This is a genomic window from Microbacterium sp. 20-116 (genome assembly GCF_041079415.1).
Classification (GTDB): Bacteria; Actinomycetota; Actinomycetes; order Actinomycetales; family Microbacteriaceae; genus Microbacterium.
Genome location: NZ_JBFYGP010000003.1, coordinates 104,311 through 123,951, shown reverse-complemented (window position 1 = coordinate 123,951; position 19,641 = coordinate 104,311). Strand labels below are relative to the sequence as shown.

At 67.4% G+C, this 19,641-nt stretch carries 25 protein-coding genes; all 25 read left to right on the top strand.

What is annotated here, in order from left to right; all coding sequences use genetic code 11:
• The first annotated feature begins 19 nt into the window (after positions 1–19).
• The 25 genes from AB6V29_RS07995 to rplF all read left to right on the top strand — a co-directional run bounded on the left by AB6V29_RS07995 (position 20) and on the right by rplF (position 19,639).
• Positions 20–1,396 (top strand): DUF58 domain-containing protein, encoded by a 1,377-nt coding sequence (locus tag AB6V29_RS07995; RefSeq protein WP_369357949.1) that lies wholly within the window; start codon positions 20–22, stop codon positions 1,394–1,396.
• Positions 1,393–3,903 carry a transglutaminase domain-containing protein gene (locus AB6V29_RS07990; protein ID WP_369357947.1) on the top strand — a complete coding sequence of 837 codons (2,511 nt, stop codon included), beginning with the start codon at positions 1,393–1,395 and terminating at the stop codon, positions 3,901–3,903. The genes AB6V29_RS07995 and AB6V29_RS07990 overlap by 4 nt, the downstream gene beginning before the upstream one ends.
• Entirely contained in the window at positions 3,900–5,462 is a 1,563-nt protein-coding gene (locus AB6V29_RS07985) for a DUF5684 domain-containing protein (protein WP_267786095.1), read from the top strand. The genes AB6V29_RS07990 and AB6V29_RS07985 overlap by 4 nt, the downstream gene beginning before the upstream one ends.
• Positions 5,459–6,325, top strand: a complete 867-nt coding sequence (locus AB6V29_RS07980; RefSeq protein WP_369357946.1) for a hypothetical protein — start codon at positions 5,459–5,461, stop codon at positions 6,323–6,325. Before AB6V29_RS07985 ends, AB6V29_RS07980 begins: the two co-directional genes overlap by 4 nt.
• Before the next feature lie 354 nt (positions 6,326–6,679).
• The gene (gene rpsL, locus AB6V29_RS07975) at positions 6,680–7,048 is read left to right on the top strand and encodes a 30S ribosomal protein S12 (protein ID WP_013584051.1); all 369 of its coding nucleotides are present in this window, start codon (positions 6,680–6,682) and stop codon (positions 7,046–7,048) included.
• Between the two features lie 5 nt (positions 7,049–7,053).
• On the top strand, positions 7,054–7,524 hold the full coding sequence (gene rpsG / locus AB6V29_RS07970) for a 30S ribosomal protein S7 (RefSeq protein ID WP_013584050.1): 471 nt from the start codon (positions 7,054–7,056) through the stop codon (positions 7,522–7,524).
• Positions 7,525–7,610: 86 nt separating this feature from the next.
• Positions 7,611–9,725 carry an elongation factor G gene (fusA, locus tag AB6V29_RS07965; protein ID WP_210072348.1) on the top strand — a complete coding sequence of 705 codons (2,115 nt, stop codon included), beginning with the start codon at positions 7,611–7,613 and terminating at the stop codon, positions 9,723–9,725.
• Positions 9,726–9,886: 161 nt separating this feature from the next.
• Entirely contained in the window at positions 9,887–11,080 is a 1,194-nt protein-coding gene (tuf, locus tag AB6V29_RS07960) for an elongation factor Tu (RefSeq protein WP_056226238.1), read from the top strand.
• Positions 11,081–11,258: 178 nt separating this feature from the next.
• The gene (locus tag AB6V29_RS07955) at positions 11,259–11,474 is read left to right on the top strand and encodes a hypothetical protein (protein ID WP_369357945.1); all 216 of its coding nucleotides are present in this window, start codon (positions 11,259–11,261) and stop codon (positions 11,472–11,474) included.
• A gap of 440 nt (positions 11,475–11,914) precedes the next feature.
• Positions 11,915–12,223: a 30S ribosomal protein S10 gene (gene rpsJ / locus AB6V29_RS07950; protein ID WP_013584016.1), complete on the top strand. Its 309-nt coding sequence runs from the start codon at positions 11,915–11,917 to the stop codon at positions 12,221–12,223.
• 8 nt (positions 12,224–12,231) lie between these two features.
• Positions 12,232–12,891: a 50S ribosomal protein L3 gene (gene rplC / locus AB6V29_RS07945; protein WP_056226244.1), complete on the top strand. Its 660-nt coding sequence runs from the start codon at positions 12,232–12,234 to the stop codon at positions 12,889–12,891.
• Between the two features lie 2 nt (positions 12,892–12,893).
• On the top strand, positions 12,894–13,556 hold the full coding sequence (rplD, locus tag AB6V29_RS07940; protein ID WP_115915920.1) for a 50S ribosomal protein L4: 663 nt from the start codon (positions 12,894–12,896) through the stop codon (positions 13,554–13,556).
• Positions 13,553–13,852: a 50S ribosomal protein L23 gene (rplW, locus tag AB6V29_RS07935; protein WP_056226248.1), complete on the top strand. Its 300-nt coding sequence runs from the start codon at positions 13,553–13,555 to the stop codon at positions 13,850–13,852. Before rplD ends, rplW begins: the two co-directional genes overlap by 4 nt.
• A gap of 24 nt (positions 13,853–13,876) precedes the next feature.
• Positions 13,877–14,716 carry a 50S ribosomal protein L2 gene (rplB, locus tag AB6V29_RS07930; RefSeq protein WP_013584012.1) on the top strand — a complete coding sequence of 280 codons (840 nt, stop codon included), beginning with the start codon at positions 13,877–13,879 and terminating at the stop codon, positions 14,714–14,716.
• A 12-nt stretch (positions 14,717–14,728) separates the two neighbouring features.
• Positions 14,729–15,010, top strand: coding sequence for a 30S ribosomal protein S19 (gene rpsS, locus AB6V29_RS07925; protein WP_013584011.1), 282 nt, complete (start codon positions 14,729–14,731; stop codon positions 15,008–15,010).
• A 22-nt stretch (positions 15,011–15,032) separates the two neighbouring features.
• Positions 15,033–15,431: a 50S ribosomal protein L22 gene (rplV, locus tag AB6V29_RS07920; protein WP_013584010.1), complete on the top strand. Its 399-nt coding sequence runs from the start codon at positions 15,033–15,035 to the stop codon at positions 15,429–15,431.
• Positions 15,431–16,189: a 30S ribosomal protein S3 gene (rpsC, locus tag AB6V29_RS07915; protein ID WP_210072346.1), complete on the top strand. Its 759-nt coding sequence runs from the start codon at positions 15,431–15,433 to the stop codon at positions 16,187–16,189. The genes rplV and rpsC overlap by 1 nt, the downstream gene beginning before the upstream one ends.
• Entirely contained in the window at positions 16,189–16,608 is a 420-nt protein-coding gene (gene rplP, locus AB6V29_RS07910) for a 50S ribosomal protein L16 (RefSeq protein ID WP_056226254.1), read from the top strand. The genes rpsC and rplP overlap by 1 nt, the downstream gene beginning before the upstream one ends.
• Entirely contained in the window at positions 16,608–16,919 is a 312-nt protein-coding gene (gene rpmC, locus AB6V29_RS07905) for a 50S ribosomal protein L29 (protein WP_210072345.1), read from the top strand. The genes rplP and rpmC overlap by 1 nt, the downstream gene beginning before the upstream one ends.
• Complete coding sequence (gene rpsQ, locus AB6V29_RS07900; protein WP_144829716.1) at positions 16,919–17,245, top strand: 30S ribosomal protein S17; 327 nt, start codon at positions 16,919–16,921, stop codon at positions 17,243–17,245. Before rpmC ends, rpsQ begins: the two co-directional genes overlap by 1 nt.
• Positions 17,246–17,280: 35 nt before the next feature.
• Positions 17,281–17,649: a 50S ribosomal protein L14 gene (rplN, locus tag AB6V29_RS07895; RefSeq protein ID WP_013584005.1), complete on the top strand. Its 369-nt coding sequence runs from the start codon at positions 17,281–17,283 to the stop codon at positions 17,647–17,649.
• Positions 17,650–17,651: 2 nt separating this feature from the next.
• On the top strand, positions 17,652–18,011 hold the full coding sequence (gene rplX, locus AB6V29_RS07890; RefSeq protein ID WP_094736303.1) for a 50S ribosomal protein L24: 360 nt from the start codon (positions 17,652–17,654) through the stop codon (positions 18,009–18,011).
• Positions 18,012–18,013: 2 nt separating this feature from the next.
• Complete coding sequence (gene rplE / locus AB6V29_RS07885; protein WP_210072344.1) at positions 18,014–18,604, top strand: 50S ribosomal protein L5; 591 nt, start codon at positions 18,014–18,016, stop codon at positions 18,602–18,604.
• 93 nt (positions 18,605–18,697) lie between these two features.
• Positions 18,698–19,096, top strand: coding sequence for a 30S ribosomal protein S8 (gene rpsH / locus AB6V29_RS07880; protein ID WP_094736305.1), 399 nt, complete (start codon positions 18,698–18,700; stop codon positions 19,094–19,096).
• A gap of 6 nt (positions 19,097–19,102) precedes the next feature.
• Positions 19,103–19,639 carry a 50S ribosomal protein L6 gene (rplF, locus tag AB6V29_RS07875; protein WP_058623966.1) on the top strand — a complete coding sequence of 179 codons (537 nt, stop codon included), beginning with the start codon at positions 19,103–19,105 and terminating at the stop codon, positions 19,637–19,639.
• Positions 19,640–19,641 lie beyond the last annotated feature (2 nt).

The window sequence follows — 19,641 nt, the reverse complement described above, 5'->3', positions numbered from 1 at the left end:
CCCGCTCGGGGGGTGAGCCGTGCCCGATCTGAATCTGACCGAGTCGCGTCTCACGCGGACCTCCGCGGGCACCATGGCGACCGGTTCGCGCACCTCCGTCACCTCGACCGCGGTGCGTCGACAACGTCGCATCGTGCGCGCGGTGGTCCAGGTCGCCGAATGGTGGCGTGTCACGATCGAGGCCATCTCCGCCGCCGTGAGATGGGCCGGCAGAACGGTACGCCCCGCGGGAGCGGTGGTCGTGGTCGCCGCCACCATCGGCCTGCTCTTCGGGGTGCTGTTCGGGTGGGTCGAGTGGATGGTCGCCGGAAGCGCGGCCCTGCTGCTGCTGGTCATGAGCGTGCCCTTCCTCTTCGGTGCTCGGGCGTACGAGGTCGACCTGGCGCTCGATCACGAGCGCGTGACGGCGGGCAACGGCGTCACGGGCGAGATCGTCGTGCGCAACGAGAGTTCGCGACCCGCCCTGCCCGGTCGCCTCGACATCCCCGTGGGTCGTGGCCTCGTGGAGTTCGGTGTGCCGTTCCTCCGCCCCGGGCAGAGCTCCGCCGAGCCGCTCGAGATCCCGCCGCTACCGCGCGGCGTCGTCCGCGTCGGCCCCGTGACGACGGTGCGCAGCGACCCGGTGGGGCTCCTCCGGCGCGAGCACGCCTTCGACGACGTCCACGATCTCTTCGTGCACCCTCGCACGGTGGGGCTCCCCTCCACGAGCGCCGGTCTCGTCCGCGACCTCGAGGGCAATGCCACCCGCCGCCTCGTCGATGCGGACATGTCCTTCCACGCGATCCGCGAGTACGTCCCCGGCGACTCGCGCCGTCAGGTGCACTGGAAGTCGACGGCCAAGACGGGTCGACTCATGGTGCGGCAGTACGAGGAATCCCGACGCTCGCGCATGGCCGTCGTACTCGCCGCGGCGACACAGGAGTACACGGATGCCGACGAGTACGAGCTCGCCGTCTCGGCCGCAGCCTCGCTCGGTCTGCGCGCCGTCCGTGACGCGCGCGATATCGACATCGTCACGGGGTCGGAGATCCCGCGGGTCGTCAAGGGGCGCCTGCGCGCTATCCGTCACATCCCGGTCGTCGCACCGCGCACGATGCTCGACGGCTTCAGCGCCATCGATCGACACGAGAACACGATGCCCGTCGAAGACGTCTGCCGTCTGGCATCCGAGGCGAACGAACGTCTCTCGATCGCGTTCGTGGTCGTCGGCGCGACCGTCCCTCTCACCCGCCTGCGTCAGGCTGCCCTCGCCTTCCCCGCCGACACCGCGGTCGCCGCCGTCATCTGCGACGAGCGCGCCCACCCGAGGATGCAGAACATCGCGGGACTGACGGTGCTGACGATCGGCACCCTCGACGACCTCTCGGGTCTCCTGGTCCGGGGAGCGACCTCATGAGCGATCGTCGGAGCTCGCGCGCGACAGCCCGTCGCCGCGAGACCAACCTGCCGCGGTACGCGGCCGCCGCCATCTACACGGCGGTGTCCGTCGTCCTCGCCACCATTGCCGCGTGGCCGGTCTACGCGTCGTGGTCTTTCCTTCTGCTCGTGATCGTCTCGGTCGTGGTCGCGGGTGCCGTCGTCGGCGTCGTGTCGTGGCGCCGATGGAGCGGCTGGACCCTCGCCGCGAGTCTGCTGGGGGCCTTCACCGTCTTGGCGGTACCGCTCGCCGTTCCGTCGCGTCTGACGTCTCCCCTCGACGTCCTGCGCGGGCTCGGGGAGTCCTTCGCCGGGGTCGTCGTCGCGTGGAAAGACCTCGTCACCGTCGATCTGCCGGTCGGGGCCTACCGCAACCTGCTGATCCCCGCGCTCGTGATCTTCCTCGTCGGCACGGCCGTCACCGCCGCTCTCGCCATCCGGGGCGATCGCTGGGCGCCGTTCGCGGTCGTCGGCGGTCTCGGCATGACCGGCTTCGGGCTGTTCTTCGGACGCGCGTCGACGAGCGCGCCCCTGTCGATCGGGCCGGTCGACCTCCCGGCCCCCGCAGAGACCGCCATCGGGATCGGCGCTCTCCTGACAGCGGTGCTGTGGTTGGCGTGGCGCGCGCAGGACGAACGCGGACGCGCCCTGCGCCGGGCGAGCGACGTCTCGGCCGTTCCCGTCGCGCCGGGCCGTTCGCGGGCGGATCGCCGCAGGCTGGTGCTCGGCGCGGCGATGCTCCTCGTCGCCGTGGCCGTCACCGTCGCCGTTGTGCCCGCGGCTGCTCGGAACGCCGACCGTCAGGTGCTCAGATCGGCGGCGGGGCCCGAGCGGCTGATCGCCGAGGCCGTGAGCCCGCTCTCGCAGTACCGCTCGATGTTCTCCGACGCGCGATCAGACGAGGTGCTCTTCCGGGTCGGCGGTACGGGTGCCGAGCCCGATCGCATCCGGATCGCCACCCTCGACACCTACGACGGCGAAATCTTTCGCGCGTCGGGTGACGAGGGTGCAGGCTTCGTGCGCCTGCCGTCGACGCGGGATGCGGGGGAGGGACGCCCCGTCGAGGCGGACATCGAGATCGTCGATCTGGGGGGCATCTGGATGCCGACGGCCGGCAGCCTCGCTTCGGCGACGTTCGAGGGGGACCGTCGTGGCGTCCTCGCCGACCGCTTCTACTACAGCTCCGACGCTGACGCGGGAGTGCAGACGGCCGACGGTGGACTCGTCGCGGGTGACCGCTACCGGCTCGACGCCGTCGAGCCCGCCCCCGTCGACCTCGCCTCGATGACCCCGCCCGGTGCGGGCGACGGGATCGCGGGCGGCGACAACCTTCGCCGCTGGGTTCAGGAGCACGCGACCGGCAACGACGGGGCGGCGCTCCAGAGCCTCGTTCAGATGCTCCGCCAGCGCGGATACCTCAGCCACAGCCTGGCGCCGGAGGGAGGGCCGACGCCGAAGTGGGCCTCCGCCCTGTCGGGCTACCAGCTGCAACCCAGTGCCTCCGGTCACTCGCTGGCGCGCATTGACCGCATGTTCGAGCGGTTGCTGGAGCGAGAGGACGACCCCCGTGCCGCCGCCTCGGGCAACTTCGTCGCGGCCGTCGGCGACGACGAGCAGTTCGCCGTCGCCACGGCCCTGATCGCTCACGAGCTGGGCTTCCCCGCCCGCGTCGTGGTGGGGACGCGGCTGGTCTCCAGCGATCCGAACCTCGCCACGTGCGAGTCGGGGGAGTGCCGGGCACGCGACCTGACGGCGTGGACGGAGGTTCAGGGTTCCGATGGGCGGTGGGCGCCCGTCGATGTGACCCCCCAGTGGGAGCAGTCGCCGAGCCTCGAGGTCACCCAGCAGCAGGATCCCGAGAACGTCACCGAGGTCCGCCCCGATACCGTCGAGGAGGTCGTGCCTCCCGAGCCGGTGCAGGAGGACAACTCCACCAACGACGATCCGCGCGTCGACGACGGCGTAGACCTGGCTTGGCTGTGGGCGAGCCTGCGTATCGCGGGCATCTCGCTGCTGATCCTGCTCGTCCTCTTCGGCCCCTTCTTCGCCGTCGTGATCGCCAAGGCTCTCCGCCGCCGTGGACGTCGCCGGGATCCGGATCCCCGTTCGGCGATCGCCGGAGGCTGGGACGAGTACGTCGATGCGGGGATCGACGCGGGACGCACCGTTCCGCGCGCACCGACCCGACGCGAGGTGGCCGAGGCCTTCGCCACTGCCTCCGGGACCGTCCTGGCGGATGGAGCGGACCGCGCGGTGTTCTCGTCCGAGGACGTCGACCCCGAGGAGGTCGGGGCCTTCTGGAGCATCGTCGACGAAGAACGACGCGCGCTGGCCCGTCAGCGGGGTTTCTGGCGGCGCCTGCGCGCGGCCGTATCGTTGAGATCGTTCCTGCGGTTCCTCGCCCCACGCCCCTCGCGGCGGGGGTCGCCGCACCGCGACGAGAGGGGGAAGCGCTCCACCGCCCTGGTGGATCGCGACACGACATGACCGATTCGACCATGGTGGTTCTCGGGGCGACCTCGTTCGCTCTCGTCGTCGTGCTGTACGTCTGGCTCGCGATCGCCCTCGCGGCGCTCTTCCGCAAGATCGGCGAACCCGCCTGGAAGGCCTGGGTTCCGGTCCTGAACGTGGCGACCGTGCTCAAAGCCGGCGGGTTCTCACCGTGGCTGGTCCTGCTGAACTTCGTTCCGATCTTCGGCTTCGTCGCCTTCGTCGCGGTGTTCATCGTCGCGGTCCACCGCATCAACACCGGCTTCGGTGTCGGGGCCGGTCTCACCGTCGTGGGCGCCCTCTTCCCGGTCGTGTGGGCGAGCATCCTGGGCTTCGGCTCCGCGCGCTGGCACGGGGAACGCCGCACCGCACTCCCCGACGAGAACTCCGCGCCCGTCCGACGCGGCAAGGACTACGAGGGTCCCTATGTGCCGCTGATCGGCGGATGGACACCCGAGCAGGTTCCCGAGCACTCGTCTCCGGATGCCGCCGCCCCCCTTCCACCGCTCGCGCCCGTGTCCGCGCCGGTCGCCGTCCCCTTCGCCGCGCCCTCCCCCTCCCTCGCGGACGCCGTGCCCTCGTCGAGCGACTGGGCTCCTCCGGCGCACGTCCCGCCTCCCGCCCCCGAGCGGGCTCGGGCCGACGAAGAGCATCGCGCCGAGTCACGGGATGTCGCTCCGGCCACCTCGGTCTTCGCCGTGCTCGACGCCCTCCGCGACGGGTCCCCCGAGGACGACCACCGTCCCGCTGCGCCCGCTGCGTCGGAGCCCCCGCGCCCCCACGTTCTCGATGCGCCCTCCGCGGCGGCTCCCGCGCCGATCTGGGCGCCTCCCGTGGCGCCCCCTGCGGTCCCCGAGGCGCGGGCGTCCTCCGAGCTGCCCGCCGAGGACGCCGAGGAGGATTCCGACGTCGTCGCGCCCTGGGCGAACCCACCGCGTCGCACGACGGCTGATGCCGGTCCCGCACCCATAGCGGATGTGCCCCTCACCCGGCCCGCGCCCGACGCCGTTCCGGCTCCCCATCCCTCGGTGGCAGCGACCATCGACGAGTTCCCCGAGTTGTCCGAGGCGGTCTCCGCCGTGGCGGAGGCCCCGGATGCCGGCTCCCCGCGCTCCGCCCGCACCTCGGTGTCCGCGCTCTACACGCAGCCCGAGGTCCCCTCGGTCGCGGCCGATGAGGACTTCGACGCTCTCGACCGAACCGTCGTCACGCGGCGCAAACGCATTCCGTGGGCGCTCGTGCCTCCGAGCGGGACGCCGATCGACCTCACCTCTGCTGTCGTCATCCTGGGTCGTCGCCCGGGCCCCGACTCCGCGTACCCCGACGCGCAGCTCGTCCCGATCTCGGACGAGACGCGAACGGTCTCGAAGACCCACGCGCGACTCGAGCTTCGCGGTGACACCTGGTACGTCACCGACCTGCACTCCACGAACGGCGTGCTGTTCGCCACGCTCATGGGCACCGAGGTCGAGGCGCCTCCCGGCGAGGAGATCGAAGCCGGTGAGCGCTTCTTCCTCGGTGACGCGGAGGTGCGCCTCTCGCGGAGCGACGCGTGAGCGGCCCGTACGACCGCGCCGAGGATCCCGACGAGGTGACCCTCTGGGCGGGTCGCCTGCGGGCCTGGCCGACGCCGCCCGCCGTCGAGGACGACGAGGTCGATGATGAGACGATCCTGACGCGCCGGGACGCTGCGGACGACGAGACCGTCTCCGGGACCGACGCTCCCGCGGACGAGACGGTGATCTCGCGTCGTATCGTGCCGGAGGACGACACGTTGCTTTCCCGGGTCGACGTCTCCGACGACGAGACCGTGATCTCGCGCATCGACACGCCTCACGACGGTGCCCTCTCCCCCCGCCCGATGCCCGCGGGGACACCGGTGGCAGACGTCTTCGTCGACGAGGAGGTGGGTACGACCGCTCCTCGGAGCGCGGCGCCCCCCGTTCCGACCAGCTCGCTCGCCACCTCCGCCCCTGACGAAGAGACCCGTCGACGTCCCGCGGGCGGGGGAGGGGGCACCGAGGTCGACGAGACCACCCGCCGCCGGCCTTCGGCGGAACCCGCCGTCGACGAGGCCACGCGCGCACGGCCCGTCCCGGTGCCAGACGACGACACGGCATCGGGTTCCCGCCGCCGTCGCCGAGAAGTCGCCGAGGCCGCAGACGGCCCCGTCGGAGAGGGAGCCGTCCGGCAAGCACGCGTCCCCGACGCCCTGAGTCGTGAGTCGTACGGTGCCCGTCACGAGGGGCCCGCACGCGTCGAGCGTGCCCGCGTCGTCCGCGCTCCGTCATCCGAGGATGCCGCGGCGGTCCGCCCCCGGGCGCGCCGGGGCGCGGCCCGCGTGATCGTGCTCGCGGCGGTGATCGTCGTCGTGCTCGTCGCGTCAGCCATCGGGGCAGCGCTGCTGCTGCTCGGATGACGAACGCGGCATCCGGGAGACTCCCAGTGACTGGTCCCGCACACGTTTGCCCGCGTCCCGGGGAACGCGTATCATTGACCGGGTGTGCGTTCACGCGCGCCGTGCGTCGTGCCCTCGGGTGAGTCGCTCGGATCAACGCTCGCACCATCTCAGGGATCGGCCTGCGAACAGGTCGCCCCCACGGCATATCCACCACGAATCGCGCTAGATCATTCTGTCGCGCGGTGGATCACACGTGAGCCCGACACGTCACGAATCGCAAGATGAGCGACATGACGGGGGAGACACGACGCTGTCACCGTGCAGCACCCTGGGCGCCACCGCGAGGAACGCCCAGCCAATCAAGGAGAGAACGTGCCAACCATTCAGCAGTTGGTTCGCAAGGGCCGCTCGCCGAAGGTCTCGAAGACCAAGGCTCCCGCGCTGAAGTCGAACCCCCAGCAGGCCGGCGTGTGCACTCGCGTGTACACCACGACCCCCAAGAAGCCGAACTCGGCGATGCGCAAGGTCGCCCGCGTCAAGCTGCGCAACGGCACCGAGGTCACCGCCTACATCCCCGGCGAGGGCCACAACCTGCAGGAGCACTCGCTCGTGCTCGTCCGCGGTGGTCGCGTCAAGGACCTCCCCGGTGTCCGTTACAAGATCGTCCGCGGTGCGCTCGACACCCAGGCTGTCAAGAACCGTAAGCAGGCTCGTAGCCGCTACGGCGCGAAGAAGGGCTGAGAAACATGCCTCGTAAGGGTCCTGCCCCGAAGCGTCCCGTCGTCAACGACCCGGTTTACGGCGCTCCCGTCGTCACCCAGCTGGTCAACAAGATCCTCGTCGACGGCAAGAAGTCCATCGCCGAGTCGATCGTCTACGACGCCCTCAAGGGTGTCGAGGCGAAGAACAGCCAGGACGCCGTCGCCACGCTGAAGAAGGCGCTCGACAACGTCCGTCCCACCCTCGAGGTCAAGAGCCGCCGCGTCGGTGGCTCGACCTACCAGGTTCCCGTCGAGGTCAAGCCGCACCGCGCGAACACCCTCGCGCTGCGCTGGCTCGTGAGCTACGCCAAGGGTCGTCGTGAGAAGACGATGACCGAGCGTCTGCAGAACGAGATCCTCGACGCCTCGAACGGCCTCGGTGCCGCGGTCAAGCGCCGCGAGGACACCCACAAGATGGCCGAGTCGAACCGCGCCTTCGCGCACTACCGCTGGTAAAACCCGCGGAGGGCCCGTGACCGACCCCGGTCGCGGACCCTCCGATGGGCCCGGCATCAACCTCCCAACAGGTAAGGAAGACACCCGTGGCACAAGACGTGCTCACCGACCTTCATAAGGTCCGCAACATCGGCATCATGGCCCACATCGATGCCGGCAAGACCACGACGACCGAGCGCATCCTGTTCTACACGGGCGTCAACCACAAGATCGGCGAGACGCACGATGGTGCGGCTACGACCGACTGGATGGAGCAGGAGCAGGAGCGTGGCATTACGATCACCTCCGCTGCTGTGACCTGCTTCTGGGACAAGAACCAGATCAACATCATCGACACCCCCGGCCACGTCGACTTCACGGTCGAGGTCGAGCGCTCGCTGCGCGTGCTCGATGGCGCGGTCGCCGTCTTCGACGGCAAGGAGGGCGTCGAGCCCCAGTCCGAGACGGTGTGGCGTCAGGCTGACAAGTACGACGTCCCCCGCATCTGCTTCGTCAACAAGATGGACAAGCTGGGCGCCGACTTCTACTTCACGGTCGACACCATCGTCAACCGCCTGAAGGCCAAGCCGCTGGTCATCCAGCTGCCCATCGGTGCCGAGAACGACTTCGTCGGCGTCATCGACCTGGTCGAGATGCGCGCACTGGTCTGGCCCGGCGACGCCAAGGGTGACGTGACCATGGGCGCGAAGTACGAGATCCAGGAGATCCCGGCCGACCTCGCCGACAAGGCCGCCGAGTACCGCCAGCAGCTCCTGGAGACCGTCGCCGAGTCCGACGACGCCCTCCTCGAGAAGTTCTTCGGCGGTGAGGAGCTCACGGTCGCCGAGATCAAGGGCGCCATCCGCAAGATGACGATCAACTCGGAGCTCTACCCGGTGCTCTGCGGTTCGGCGTTCAAGAACCGCGGCGTGCAGCCCATGCTCGACGCGGTCGTGGACTACCTGCCCTCGCCCCTGGACGTGCCCGCCATCGAGGCGCACGACCCCAAGGACGAAGAGATCGTCATCGAGCGCCACGCCGACCGTGAGGAGCCCTTCGCGGCTCTCGCGTTCAAGATCGTGACGCACCCGTTCTTCGGTCGCCTCACGTACATCCGCGTGTACTCGGGTCACCTCGACTCCGGTGCTCAGGTCGTCAACGCGACCAAGGGCAAGAAGGAGCGCATCGGGAAGATCTTCCAGATGCACGCCAACAAGGAGATGCCGGTCGACTCCGTCACCGCTGGCCACATCTACGCGGTCATCGGTCTGAAGGACACCACCACCGGTGACACCCTCTGCGACCCGCAGAACCAGGTCGTCCTCGAATCGATGACGTTCCCGGAGCCGGTCATCGAGGTCGCCATCGAGCCCAAGACCAAGGCCGACCAGGAGAAGCTGGGTGTCGCCATCCAGAAGCTCGCCGAAGAGGACCCGACGTTCCGCGTCGAGCAGAACTCCGAGACCGGTCAGACCGTCATCAAGGGCATGGGCGAGCTCCACCTCGACATCCTGGTCGATCGCATGAAGCGCGAGTTCAAGGTCGAGGCCAACGTCGGAAAGCCCCAGGTGGCGTACCGCGAGACCATCCGCAAGTCGGTCGAGCGTCACGACTACACCCACAAGAAGCAGACCGGTGGTTCGGGTCAGTTCGCGAAGATCCAGTTCGCGATCGAGCCTCTCGAGGTCACGGCCGACAAGACCTACGAGTTCGAGAACAAGGTCACCGGTGGTCGCATCCCGCGCGAGTACATCTCGCCGACCGACCAGGGCTTCCAGGACGCCATGAACGTCGGCGTGCTCGCCGGCTACCCCATGGTGGGCGTCAAGGCGATCCTCCTCGACGGCGCTTCGCACGACGTCGACTCGTCCGAAATGGCGTTCAAGATCGCCGGCTCGATGGGCTTCAAAGAGGCCGTCCGCAAGGCGAACCCCACGATCCTCGAGCCGATCATGGCCGTCGAGGTCCGTACTCCCGAGGAATACATGGGCGACGTCATCGGCGACCTGAACTCGCGTCGTGGCCAGATCCAGTCGATGGAAGACGCCGCCGGCGTCAAGGTCGTCCGGGCCAACGTGCCGCTGTCCGAGATGTTCGGCTACATCGGCGACCTGCGCTCGAAGACCTCTGGCCGTGCCGTCTACTCCATGGAGTTCGACAGCTACGCCGATGTCCCGAAGGCTGTCGCCGACGAGATCATCCAGAAGAACAAGGGCGAGTAAAACCGCTCTCACGGATGCCGGGAACCCCGGGTTCTGCTCAGGTTCCCGGCATCCGCTCAAACTGAATACCGACTCTCTAGTAATCTGAGAACCATCCCCGCGAAGAACCGGTCGCAATCCAGTGCCCGAGACCTCGCAACCAACGTCCTGAGGAGGACCCAGTGGCTAAGGCCAAGTTCGAGCGGACCAAGCCGCACGTGAACATCGGAACGATCGGTCACGTCGACCACGGCAAGACCACGCTCACCGCTGCCATCTCGAAGGTGCTCGCCGACAAGTTCCCGTCGGCCACCAACGTTCAGCGTGACTTCGCGTCGATCGACTCGGCGCCGGAAGAGCGTCAGCGCGGTATTACGATCAACATCTCGCACGTCGAGTACGAGACCCCGAAGCGTCACTACGCTCACGTCGACGCGCCCGGTCACGCCGACTACATCAAGAACATGATCACCGGTGCCGCTCAGATGGACGGCGCGATCCTCGTGGTCGCCGCCACCGACGGTCCGATGGCTCAGACCCGTGAGCACGTTCTGCTCGCCAAGCAGGTCGGCGTTCCCTACCTGCTCGTCGCGCTGAACAAGAGCGACATGGTCGACGACGAGGAGATCCTGGAGCTCGTCGAGCTCGAGGTTCGCGAGCTGCTGTCGTCGCAGGACTTCGACGGCGACAACGCCCCCGTCGTTCGCGTCTCGGGCCTGAAGGCTCTCGAGGGTGACGAGCAGTGGGTCAACGCCATCGTCGAGCTCATGGAAGCCGTCGACGAGTCGATCCCCGACCCGGTGCGTGACAAGGACAAGCCCTTCCTCATGCCCATCGAGGACGTCTTCACGATCACCGGTCGTGGCACGGTCGTCACCGGCCGCGCCGAGCGCGGTACCCTCGCGATCAACTCCGAGGTCGAGATCGTCGGCATCCGCCCGACGCAGAAGACCACGGTCACCGGTATCGAGATGTTCCACAAGCAGCTCGACGAGGCCTGGGCCGGCGAGAACTGCGGTCTGCTCCTTCGCGGCACCAAGCGTGACGACGTCGAGCGCGGCCAGGTCGTCGTCAAGCCCGGTTCGGTCACCCCGCACACCAACTTCGAGGGCACGGCGTACATCCTGTCCAAGGAAGAGGGCGGCCGCCACAACCCGTTCTTCACGAACTACCGCCCGCAGTTCTACTTCCGCACCACCGACGTGACCGGCGTCATCACGCTGCCCGAGGGCACCGAGATGGTCATGCCCGGTGACACCACGGAGATGTCGGTCGAGCTCATCCAGCCGATCGCCATGGAAGAGGGCCTCGGCTACGCGATCCGTGAGGGTGGCCGCACCGTCGGTGCCGGTACCGTCACCAAGATCCTCAAGTAAGTCCTTCCAGACTTCACTCGGCACAGGCCGGGCCTTCGGGCCCGGCCTTTGTCGTTCCCGGATGTGCTCTACACCAGTCGCACCCGACGCCCGCGGGGGTTTCGGTTGCCGCTACCCCGCGGTCAGAATCGAACCGGGGTCGGCGTGCCAGCCGACCGAGTCTGCGAAGGAGACGCACATGGGAGTGGACGACATCATCGCCAAGGGCAAGAAGCTCCTCGACGAGAACCGCGACAAGATCGAAGAGGCGCTCAAGAGTGAGAAGGCCGAAGAGGTCAGCGACAAGGTGCTCGACGGAGCGGCCGACGCGATCAAGAAGATCGTTCCGGCGGAACATCACGCGAAGGTCGACGAGACGCGCGCGAACGTGGACAAGCACATCGGAAACGTGTGACCAGAGGCGAAGTCATCGGCGCCGCTCCCTGTTTCGGGGGCGGCGCCGCTGCTGTCGGCGGGGGTTTTACTGAGGATCAGCCGCGCGCGACACGCCCGGGTTTGCGACATGCCCGGGGCGTACGTAGACTAGTCCAGTTCCACATTCCGGTGCGCGCTCGGCGCGCGCCAGGATCACTGTCAGGGCAGTGCACAGGCGGCGCGAGAGCGCAGGGTCCTGGGCCGCGGGCAGCAGAACACACACCGAAACCCCTTCATCCCCTTGTGGGATTCGTGCGCGTGCGTGCGAGGGGCGGGCCGGATGCCGAGTCTTCCGGTTTGACAGCTGAACAGGGTGCAGCATCCCTCGCGCGAGCGAGGGGAAGTGCCAGGGCGCGATAGCGCCACCGTGCGTCCAATGCCCCAGGTCGGGTAAGACGCGAGAAAGAGAGAGAGCAGACAATGGCGGGACAGAAGATCCGCATTCGCCTGAAGTCGTACGACCACGCTGGGCTCGACTCGTCGGCCCGCAAGATCGTCGACACCGTGACCCGTGCCGGCGCCACCGTGGTGGGCCCGGTTCCCCTGCCGACCGAGAAGAACGTCGTGTGCGTCATCCGGTCGCCCCACAAGTACAAGGACAGCCGCGAGCACTTCGAGATGCGCACCCACAAGCGCCTCATCGACATCATCGACCCGACGCCCAAGGCCGTCGACTCGCTGATGCGCCTCGACCTTCCTGCCGATGTCAACATCGAGATCAAGCTCTGAGGTTCGACATGGCTGACATCAACTCCAAGATCTCCAAGGGCCTCCTCGGCACCAAGCTCGGCATGACCCAGGTGTGGGACGAGAACGGCAAGCTCGTTCCCGTCACCGTCATCGAGGTCGCGCCGAACGTCGTGACCCAGCTGCGTTCGCTCGAGAAGGACGGCTACAACGCCGTTCAGATCGGCTACGGCCAGATCGACCCCCGCAAGGTGAACAAGCCCCTCACGGCGCACTTCGACGCCGCGGGTGTCACCCCTCGCCGCCACCTCACCGAGGTGCGCACGGCTGACGCCGCAGACTACGCGCTGGGCCAGGAGCTCACCGTCGACGGTCTGTTCGAAGCCGGTCAGCTGGTCGACGTCGTCGGCACCAGCAAGGGCAAGGGCACCGCCGGTGTCATGAAGCGTCACAACTTCAAGGGTGTGTCCGCTTCGCACGGTGCGCACCGCAACCACCGCAAGCCCGGCTCCATCGGCGCGTCGTCGACTCCGAGCCGCGTCTTCAAGGGCATGCGCATGGCCGGCCGTATGGGTGGCGAGCGCGTGACCGTCCTCAACCTCACGGTGCACGCCGTCGACGCCGAGAAGGGACTCATGCTCGTCAAGGGCGCCGTCCCCGGTGCCCGTGGCCGCATCGTCTACGTCCGCAACGCAGTGAAGGGTGCCTGATCATGGCTGACTCGACTCTCGCGCTCGACGTCGTGAAGGCCGACGGCAACAAGGCCGGCTCTGTCGAGCTGCCCGCCGCGCTCTTCGACGTCAAGACGAACATCCCGCTTATCCACCAGGTCGTCGTGGCGCAGCGCGCCGCGGCTCGCCAGGGCACGCACTCGACCAAGCGTCGTGGCGAGGTCTCGGGTGCCGGCCGCAAGCCCTTCAAGCAGAAGGGCACGGGTAACGCCCGTCAGGGCTCGATCCGCGCGCCGCACATGACCGGTGGTGGCATCGTCCACGGTCCCAAGCCCCGCGACTACAGCCAGCGCACCCCCAAGAAGATGATCGCTGCCGCCCTTCTGGGCGCGCTCAGCGACCGTGCTCGCGGACAGCGTCTGCACATCGTCGACAGCTTCGCCATCGAGGGTGCCCCCTCGACCAAGGCCGCTGCCGCCGCGCTGAAGGCCTTCGGTGCCGTCAAGAACGTGCTCGTGGTCATCGACCGCGATGACGAGCTCACGATCAAGAGCGTGCGCAACCTCGCGTACGTCCACGTGCTGACCGTCGGCCAGCTGAACACCTACGACGTGATCGTCTCCGACGACATCGTCTTCACCAAGGCCGCCTACGACGCCTTCGTCGCGTCGAAGTCGGGCGCCACCGAGGAGGTCTCGGCATGACCACCGTCAACAAGGACCCGCGCGACATCATCCTGAAGCCGGTCGTCTCCGAGAAGAGCTACTCGCTCATCGACGAGGGCAAGTACACCTTCCTGGTGGACCCCCGCTCGTCGAAGACCGAGATCAAGCTCGCGATCGAGAAGATCTTCGGCGTCAAGGTCGCTTCGGTCAACACGATCAACCGCGTGGGCAAGGCCCGTCGCACCCGCTTCGGCATCGGCAAGCGCAAGGACACCAAGCGCGCCATCGTCTCGCTGAAGTCGGGCACCATCGACATCTTCACGTCTGTCGGCTGACGGTCGGGATAGAGGACAAGAACAATGGCTATTCGCAAGTACAAGCCCACGACCCCCGGTCGCCGCGGCTCGTCGGTGGCCGACTTCGCCGAGATCACCCGATCGACGCCTGAGAAGTCGCTGCTGCGCCCGCTGTCGAAGACCGGTGGCCGCAACAACCAGGGCCGCATCACCACGCGTCACATCGGTGGTGGACACAAGCGTCAGTACCGTCTGATCGACTTCCGTCGTAACGACAAGGACGGCATCGACGCCAAGGTCGCTCACATCGAGTACGACCCCAACCGCACCGCGCGCATCGCGCTGCTGCACTACGCGGACGGCGAGAAGCGCTACATCCTCGCCCCGGCGAAGCTGTCGCAGGGTGACGTCGTGGAGTCGGGAGCCGGCGCTGACATCAAGCCCGGTAACAACCTGCCGCTGCGCAACATCCCCACCGGTACCGTGATCCACGCGATCGAGCTGCGTCCCGGAGGAGGTGCGAAGATGGCCCGTTCGGCCGGCGCATCCGTGCGTCTGGTCGCGAAGGACGGCCCCTACGCGCAGCTTCGTCTGCCCTCGGGTGAGATCCGCAACGTCGACGTGCGCTGCCGCGCGACGATCGGCGAGGTCGGCAACGCCGAGCAGTCGAACATCAACTGGGGCAAGGCCGGCCGTATGCGCTGGAAGGGTGTCCGCCCGACCGTGCGTGGTGTCGCCATGAACCCGGTAGACCACCCGCACGGTGGTGGTGAGGGTAAGACCTCCGGTGGTCGTCACCCTGTTTCGCCGTGGGGTAAGGCCGAAGGCCGCACCCGCCACGCGAACAAGGAGAGCGACAAGCTCATCGTCCGCCGTCGCACCGCCGGCAAGAAGCGCAAGTAGGAGTAGAGGAAGATGCCTCGCAGCCTTAAGAAGGGCCCCTTCGTCGACGAGCACCTGCTTCGCAAGGTCGTCTCGCAGAACGAAGCCGGTTCGAAGAACGTCATCAAGACCTGGTCGCGCCGTTCGATGATCATCCCCGCCATGCTGGGACACACCATCGCCGTGCACGACGGACGCAAGCACATCCCCGTGTTCGTGACCGAGACCATGGTCGGCCACAAGCTGGGCGAGTTCTCGCCCACCCGCACCTTCCGCGGCCACGTGAAGGACGACAAGAAGGGCCGTCGCCGCTAAGGCGACCGAGGAGGAGAGAGAAATGGTGGAGTCCATCGCACGTGTGCGACACATCCGCGTGACCCCTCAGAAGGCTCGTCGCGTCGTCGCCCTCATCAAGGGCAAGCAGGCCGAAGAGGCCCTCGCGATCCTGAAGTTCGCGCCGCAGGGCGCGAGCGAGCCGATCTACAAGCTCGTCGCCTCGGCCATCGCGAACGCTCGCGTCACGGCTGACAAGACGAACGAGTACCTGGATGACGCCGACCTGTACGTGAAGAACGCGTACGTCGACGAGGGCACGACGCTCAAGCGTTTCCAGCCCCGCGCTCAGGGTCGCGCCTTCCAGATCAAGAAGCGCACGAGCCACATCACGGTCGTGCTCGCGACGCCCGAGACCGCTGAGGCGGCCCCGGCTCGCGCCAACAAGAAGGCGAGCAAGTAATGGGACAGAAAGTCAACCCGTACGGCTTCCGCCTCGGCATCACGACCGACCACGTGTCGCGGTGGTTCTCGGACTCGACGAAGGCTGGTCAGCGTTACGCCGACTACCTCGCCGAGGACATCAAGATCCGTCGCCTGCTGACCACCTCGCTTGACCGCGCCGGTGTCAGCAACATCGAGATCGAGCGCACGCGTGACCGTGTCCGCGTCGACATCCACACCGCCCGCCCGGGCATCGTGATCGGTCGCCGCGGCGCCGAGGCCGAGCGCATCCGTGCCGACCTCGAGAAGCTCACCGGAAAGCAGATCCAGCTGAACATCCTCGAGGTGAAGAACCCCGAGGCCGATGCTCAGCTCGTCGCTCAGGGTGTCGCCGAGCAGCTCACCGCTCGCGTGGCTTTCCGCCGCGCGATGCGCAAGGGTCTGCAGGGCGCGCAGCGTGCCGGCGCCAAGGGTGTCCGCATCCAGGTGTCGGGCCGCCTCGGCGGCGCCGAGATGAGCCGCTCGGAGTTCTACCGCGAAGGCCGTGTGCCCCTGCACACCCTTCGCGCGAACATCGACTACGGCTTCTACGAGGCGAAGACCACCTTCGGCCGCATCGGCGTGAAGGTCTGGATCTACAAGGGCGACCTCACCAACAAGGAGCTCGCCCGCGAGCAGGCCAACGCGCCCAAGTCGCGCGGTCGTGACGACCGCGGTGGCGACCGTCGTCGTAGCCCTCGCAACGAGGCCCCCGTGGCAGAAGGAGCGTCGGCGTAATGCTCATCCCCCGCAAGGTCAAGTACCGCAAGCAGCACCACCCCGGCCGTTCGGGCCAGGCCACCGGTGGCACCCAGGTGTCGTTCGGTGAGTTCGGGATCCAGGCGCTGACCCCCGCTTACGTGACCAACCGTCAGATCGAGTCCGCTCGTATCGCCATGACGCGTCACATCAAGCGTGGCGGAAAGGTGTGGATCAACATCTACCCCGACCGTCCTCTCACCAAGAAGCCCGCCGAAACCCGCATGGGTTCGGGTAAGGGTTCCCCCGAGTGGTGGGTCGCCAACGTCAAGCCGGGCCGCGTCCTCTTCGAGGTCGCGGGTGTCGACGAGCAGCTCGCTCGTGAGGCCCTGACCCGAGCAATTCACAAGCTGCCCCTGAAGGCACGCATCATCAAGCGCGAGGAGGGCGACGCGTAATGGCGATCGGCACCAAGCAGCTCGCCCCGAGCGAGCTCGATACGTTCGAAGACCAGCGCCTCGTCGAGGAGCTGCGTAAGGCCAAGGAAGAGCTGTTCAACCTGCGCTTCCAGTCGGCCACCGGCCAGCTCGAGAGCCACGGTCGCATCCGTGCAGTCAAGCGCGACATCGCGCGTCTGTACACCGTGATCCGTGAGCGCGAGCTCGGCATCCGCGCCACCCCGGCCCCGGTCGAGGCGACGAAGGCGAAGAAGAGCAAGGCGAAGAAGGCGGAATCCGCTGACGACGCCGCGAAGGAAGAGGCGGAGTAATGGCTACCGCGAAGAAGGCCGAGGCGCAGGTCGCCGGTCACGAGCACGCCGAGAACGACGTCCGCGACGAGAACGCCCGCGGTTACCGCAAGGCGCGTCGTGGCTACGTCGTCAGCGACAAGATGGACAAGACCATCGTCGTCGAGGTCGAGGACCGCGTGAAGCACCCGCTCTACGGCAAGGTCATCCGCCGCACCTCGAAGGTCAAGGCGCACGACGAGTCCAACTCGGCGGGCATCGGCGACCTCGTCGTCATCAACGAGACCCGTCCGCTCAGCGCCACCAAGCGCTGGCGCCTGGTCGAGATCCTCGAGAAGGCCAAGTAAGCCTCGCGGCTTACTTGGAATCCAAGGAGTAAAAAGTGATTCAGAACGAATCCCGGCTGAAGGTCGCCGACAACACCGGCGCCAAGGAGCTGCTCACCATCCGCGTGCTCGGCGGCTCCAACCGTCGTTACGCCGGCCTGGGCGACGTCATCGTCGCCACGGTCAAGGACGCGATCCCGGGTGGAAACGTCAAGAAGGGCGACGTGGTCAAGGCCGTCGTCGTCCGTGTCGTGAAGCAGACCCGCCGTCCCGACGGCTCTTACATCAAGTTCGACGAGAACGCCGCCGTGATCCTGAAGAATGACGGGGAGCCCCGCGGCACCCGCATCTTCGGGCCGGTCGGTCGTGAGCTTCGCGACAAGAAGTTCATGAAGATCGTCTCGCTCGCCCCGGAGGTCATCTGATCATGGCGAAAATCAAAAAGGGCGACCTGGTTCAGGTCATCTCGGGCGCCAAGCCCGAGCGTGGCGGCGACCGCGGCAAGCAGGGTAAGGTCCTCGAGGTCCTCACCGAGCAGAACCGCGTCATCGTCGAGGGCGTGAACTACGTCACCAAGCACAACCGCGTGGGCCAGTCCCAGCGCGGAACCAAGACCGGTGGCATCGAGACCTTCGAGGCCCCGATCCACATCTCCAACGTCGCGCTCGTCGACCCCTCGACCAAGAAGCCGACGCGTGTCGGCCACCGTGTCGAGGAGCAGGTGAAGGACGGCGTCAAGCGCACCGTCCGCGTGCGCTTCGCGAAGAAGTCAGGCAAGGACCTCTGAACATGAGCACCTCGACTGCCGCGGCGGCTGGCAAGATCCAGCCCCGCCTCAAGCAGAAGTACAACGCCGAGATCAAGAAGGCGCTGCAGGACGAGTTCGGCTACGAGAACGTCATGCAGATCCCCGGTCTGGTCAAGGTGGTCGTGAACACCGGTGTCGGCGAGGCAGCTCGCGACAGCAAGGTGATCGATGGCGCGGTCGACGACCTCACCAAGATCACCGGTCAGAAGCCCATCGTCACCAAGGCCCGCAAGTCCATCGCGCAGTTCAAGCTGCGTGAGGGCCAGGCCATCGGTGCGCACGTCACCCTTCGTGGTGACCGTGCGTGGGAGTTCGTCGATCGCCTCGTCAACCTCGCTCTGCCCCGCATCCGCGACTTCCGCGGGCTGTCGGCCAAGCAGTTCGACGGTAACGGCAACTACACCTTCGGTCTCCAGGAGCAGTCCGTGTTCCACGAGATCGACCAGGACCGCATCGACCGCGTGCGTGGTTTCGACATCACCATCGTCACCACCGCGAAGTCCGACGACGAGGGCCGCTCGCTGCTGCGTCAGCTCGGCTTCCCGTTCCAGTCGGCCGACGCGCAGGCCTGACCCCCAGGGCCCCCGGGGTTTCCGGGGGCCCTTCATCGAAGGTCGACTGTCGCGTAACGGCAGCCGAAACCTCATGACCGAAAGAAGCAACACATGACGATGACAGACCCGGTCGCAGACATGCTGACCCGTCTGCGCAACGCGAACTCGGCGCACCACGACTCCGTGTCGATGCCGAGCTCGAAGCTCAAGACGAACATCGCCGCCATCCTCAAGCAGGAGGGTTACATCGCCGACTGGAACGTCGAAGACGCTCGTGTCGGCCAGACCCTCAACATGACGCTGAAGTACGGCCCGAACCGCGAGCGGTCGATCGCCGGCATCAAGCGCGTGTCGAAGCCCGGCCTCCGCGTTTACGCGAAGTCGACCGAGGTCCCCACGGTCCTTGGCGGCCTCGGCGTTGCCATCCTGTCCACCTCCTCCGGTCTCCTCACCGACCGTCAGGCCGAGCAGAAGGGCGTCGGCGGGGAAGTCCTCGCCTACGTGTGGTGATCTGACATGTCGCGTATTGGACGTCTTCCCATCGATATCCCCGCCGGCGTCACCGTTTCGGTGAACGGCCGGGAGGTCTCCGTCAAGGGCCCCAAGGGCGAGCTCGCGCTCACCGTGGCACAGCCTCTCGAGGTGTCGGTCGAGGAGAACCAGGTTCTCGTCACCCGCCCCGACGACGAGCGCGAGTCGCGGTCGCTCCACGGCCTGACCCGCACGCTCATCAACAACAACATCATCGGTGTCACCCAGGGCTACACCAAGGGCCTCGAGGTCGTCGGTACGGGTTACCGCGTGGCGCAGAAGGGCAGCTCGGTCGAGTTCGCCCTCGGCTTCTCGCACCCCGTTCTCATCGACCCGCCCGCAGGGATCACCCTCACGGTCGAAGGCAACAACAAGCTCACCGTGAGCGGCATCGACAAGCAGGCCGTCGGCGAGGCCGCCGCCAACATCCGCAAGATCCGCAAGCCCGAGCCCTACAAGGGCAAGGGTGTGCGGTATGCGGGCGAGGTCGTGCGCCGCAAGGCCGGAAAGAGTGGTAAGTAGCC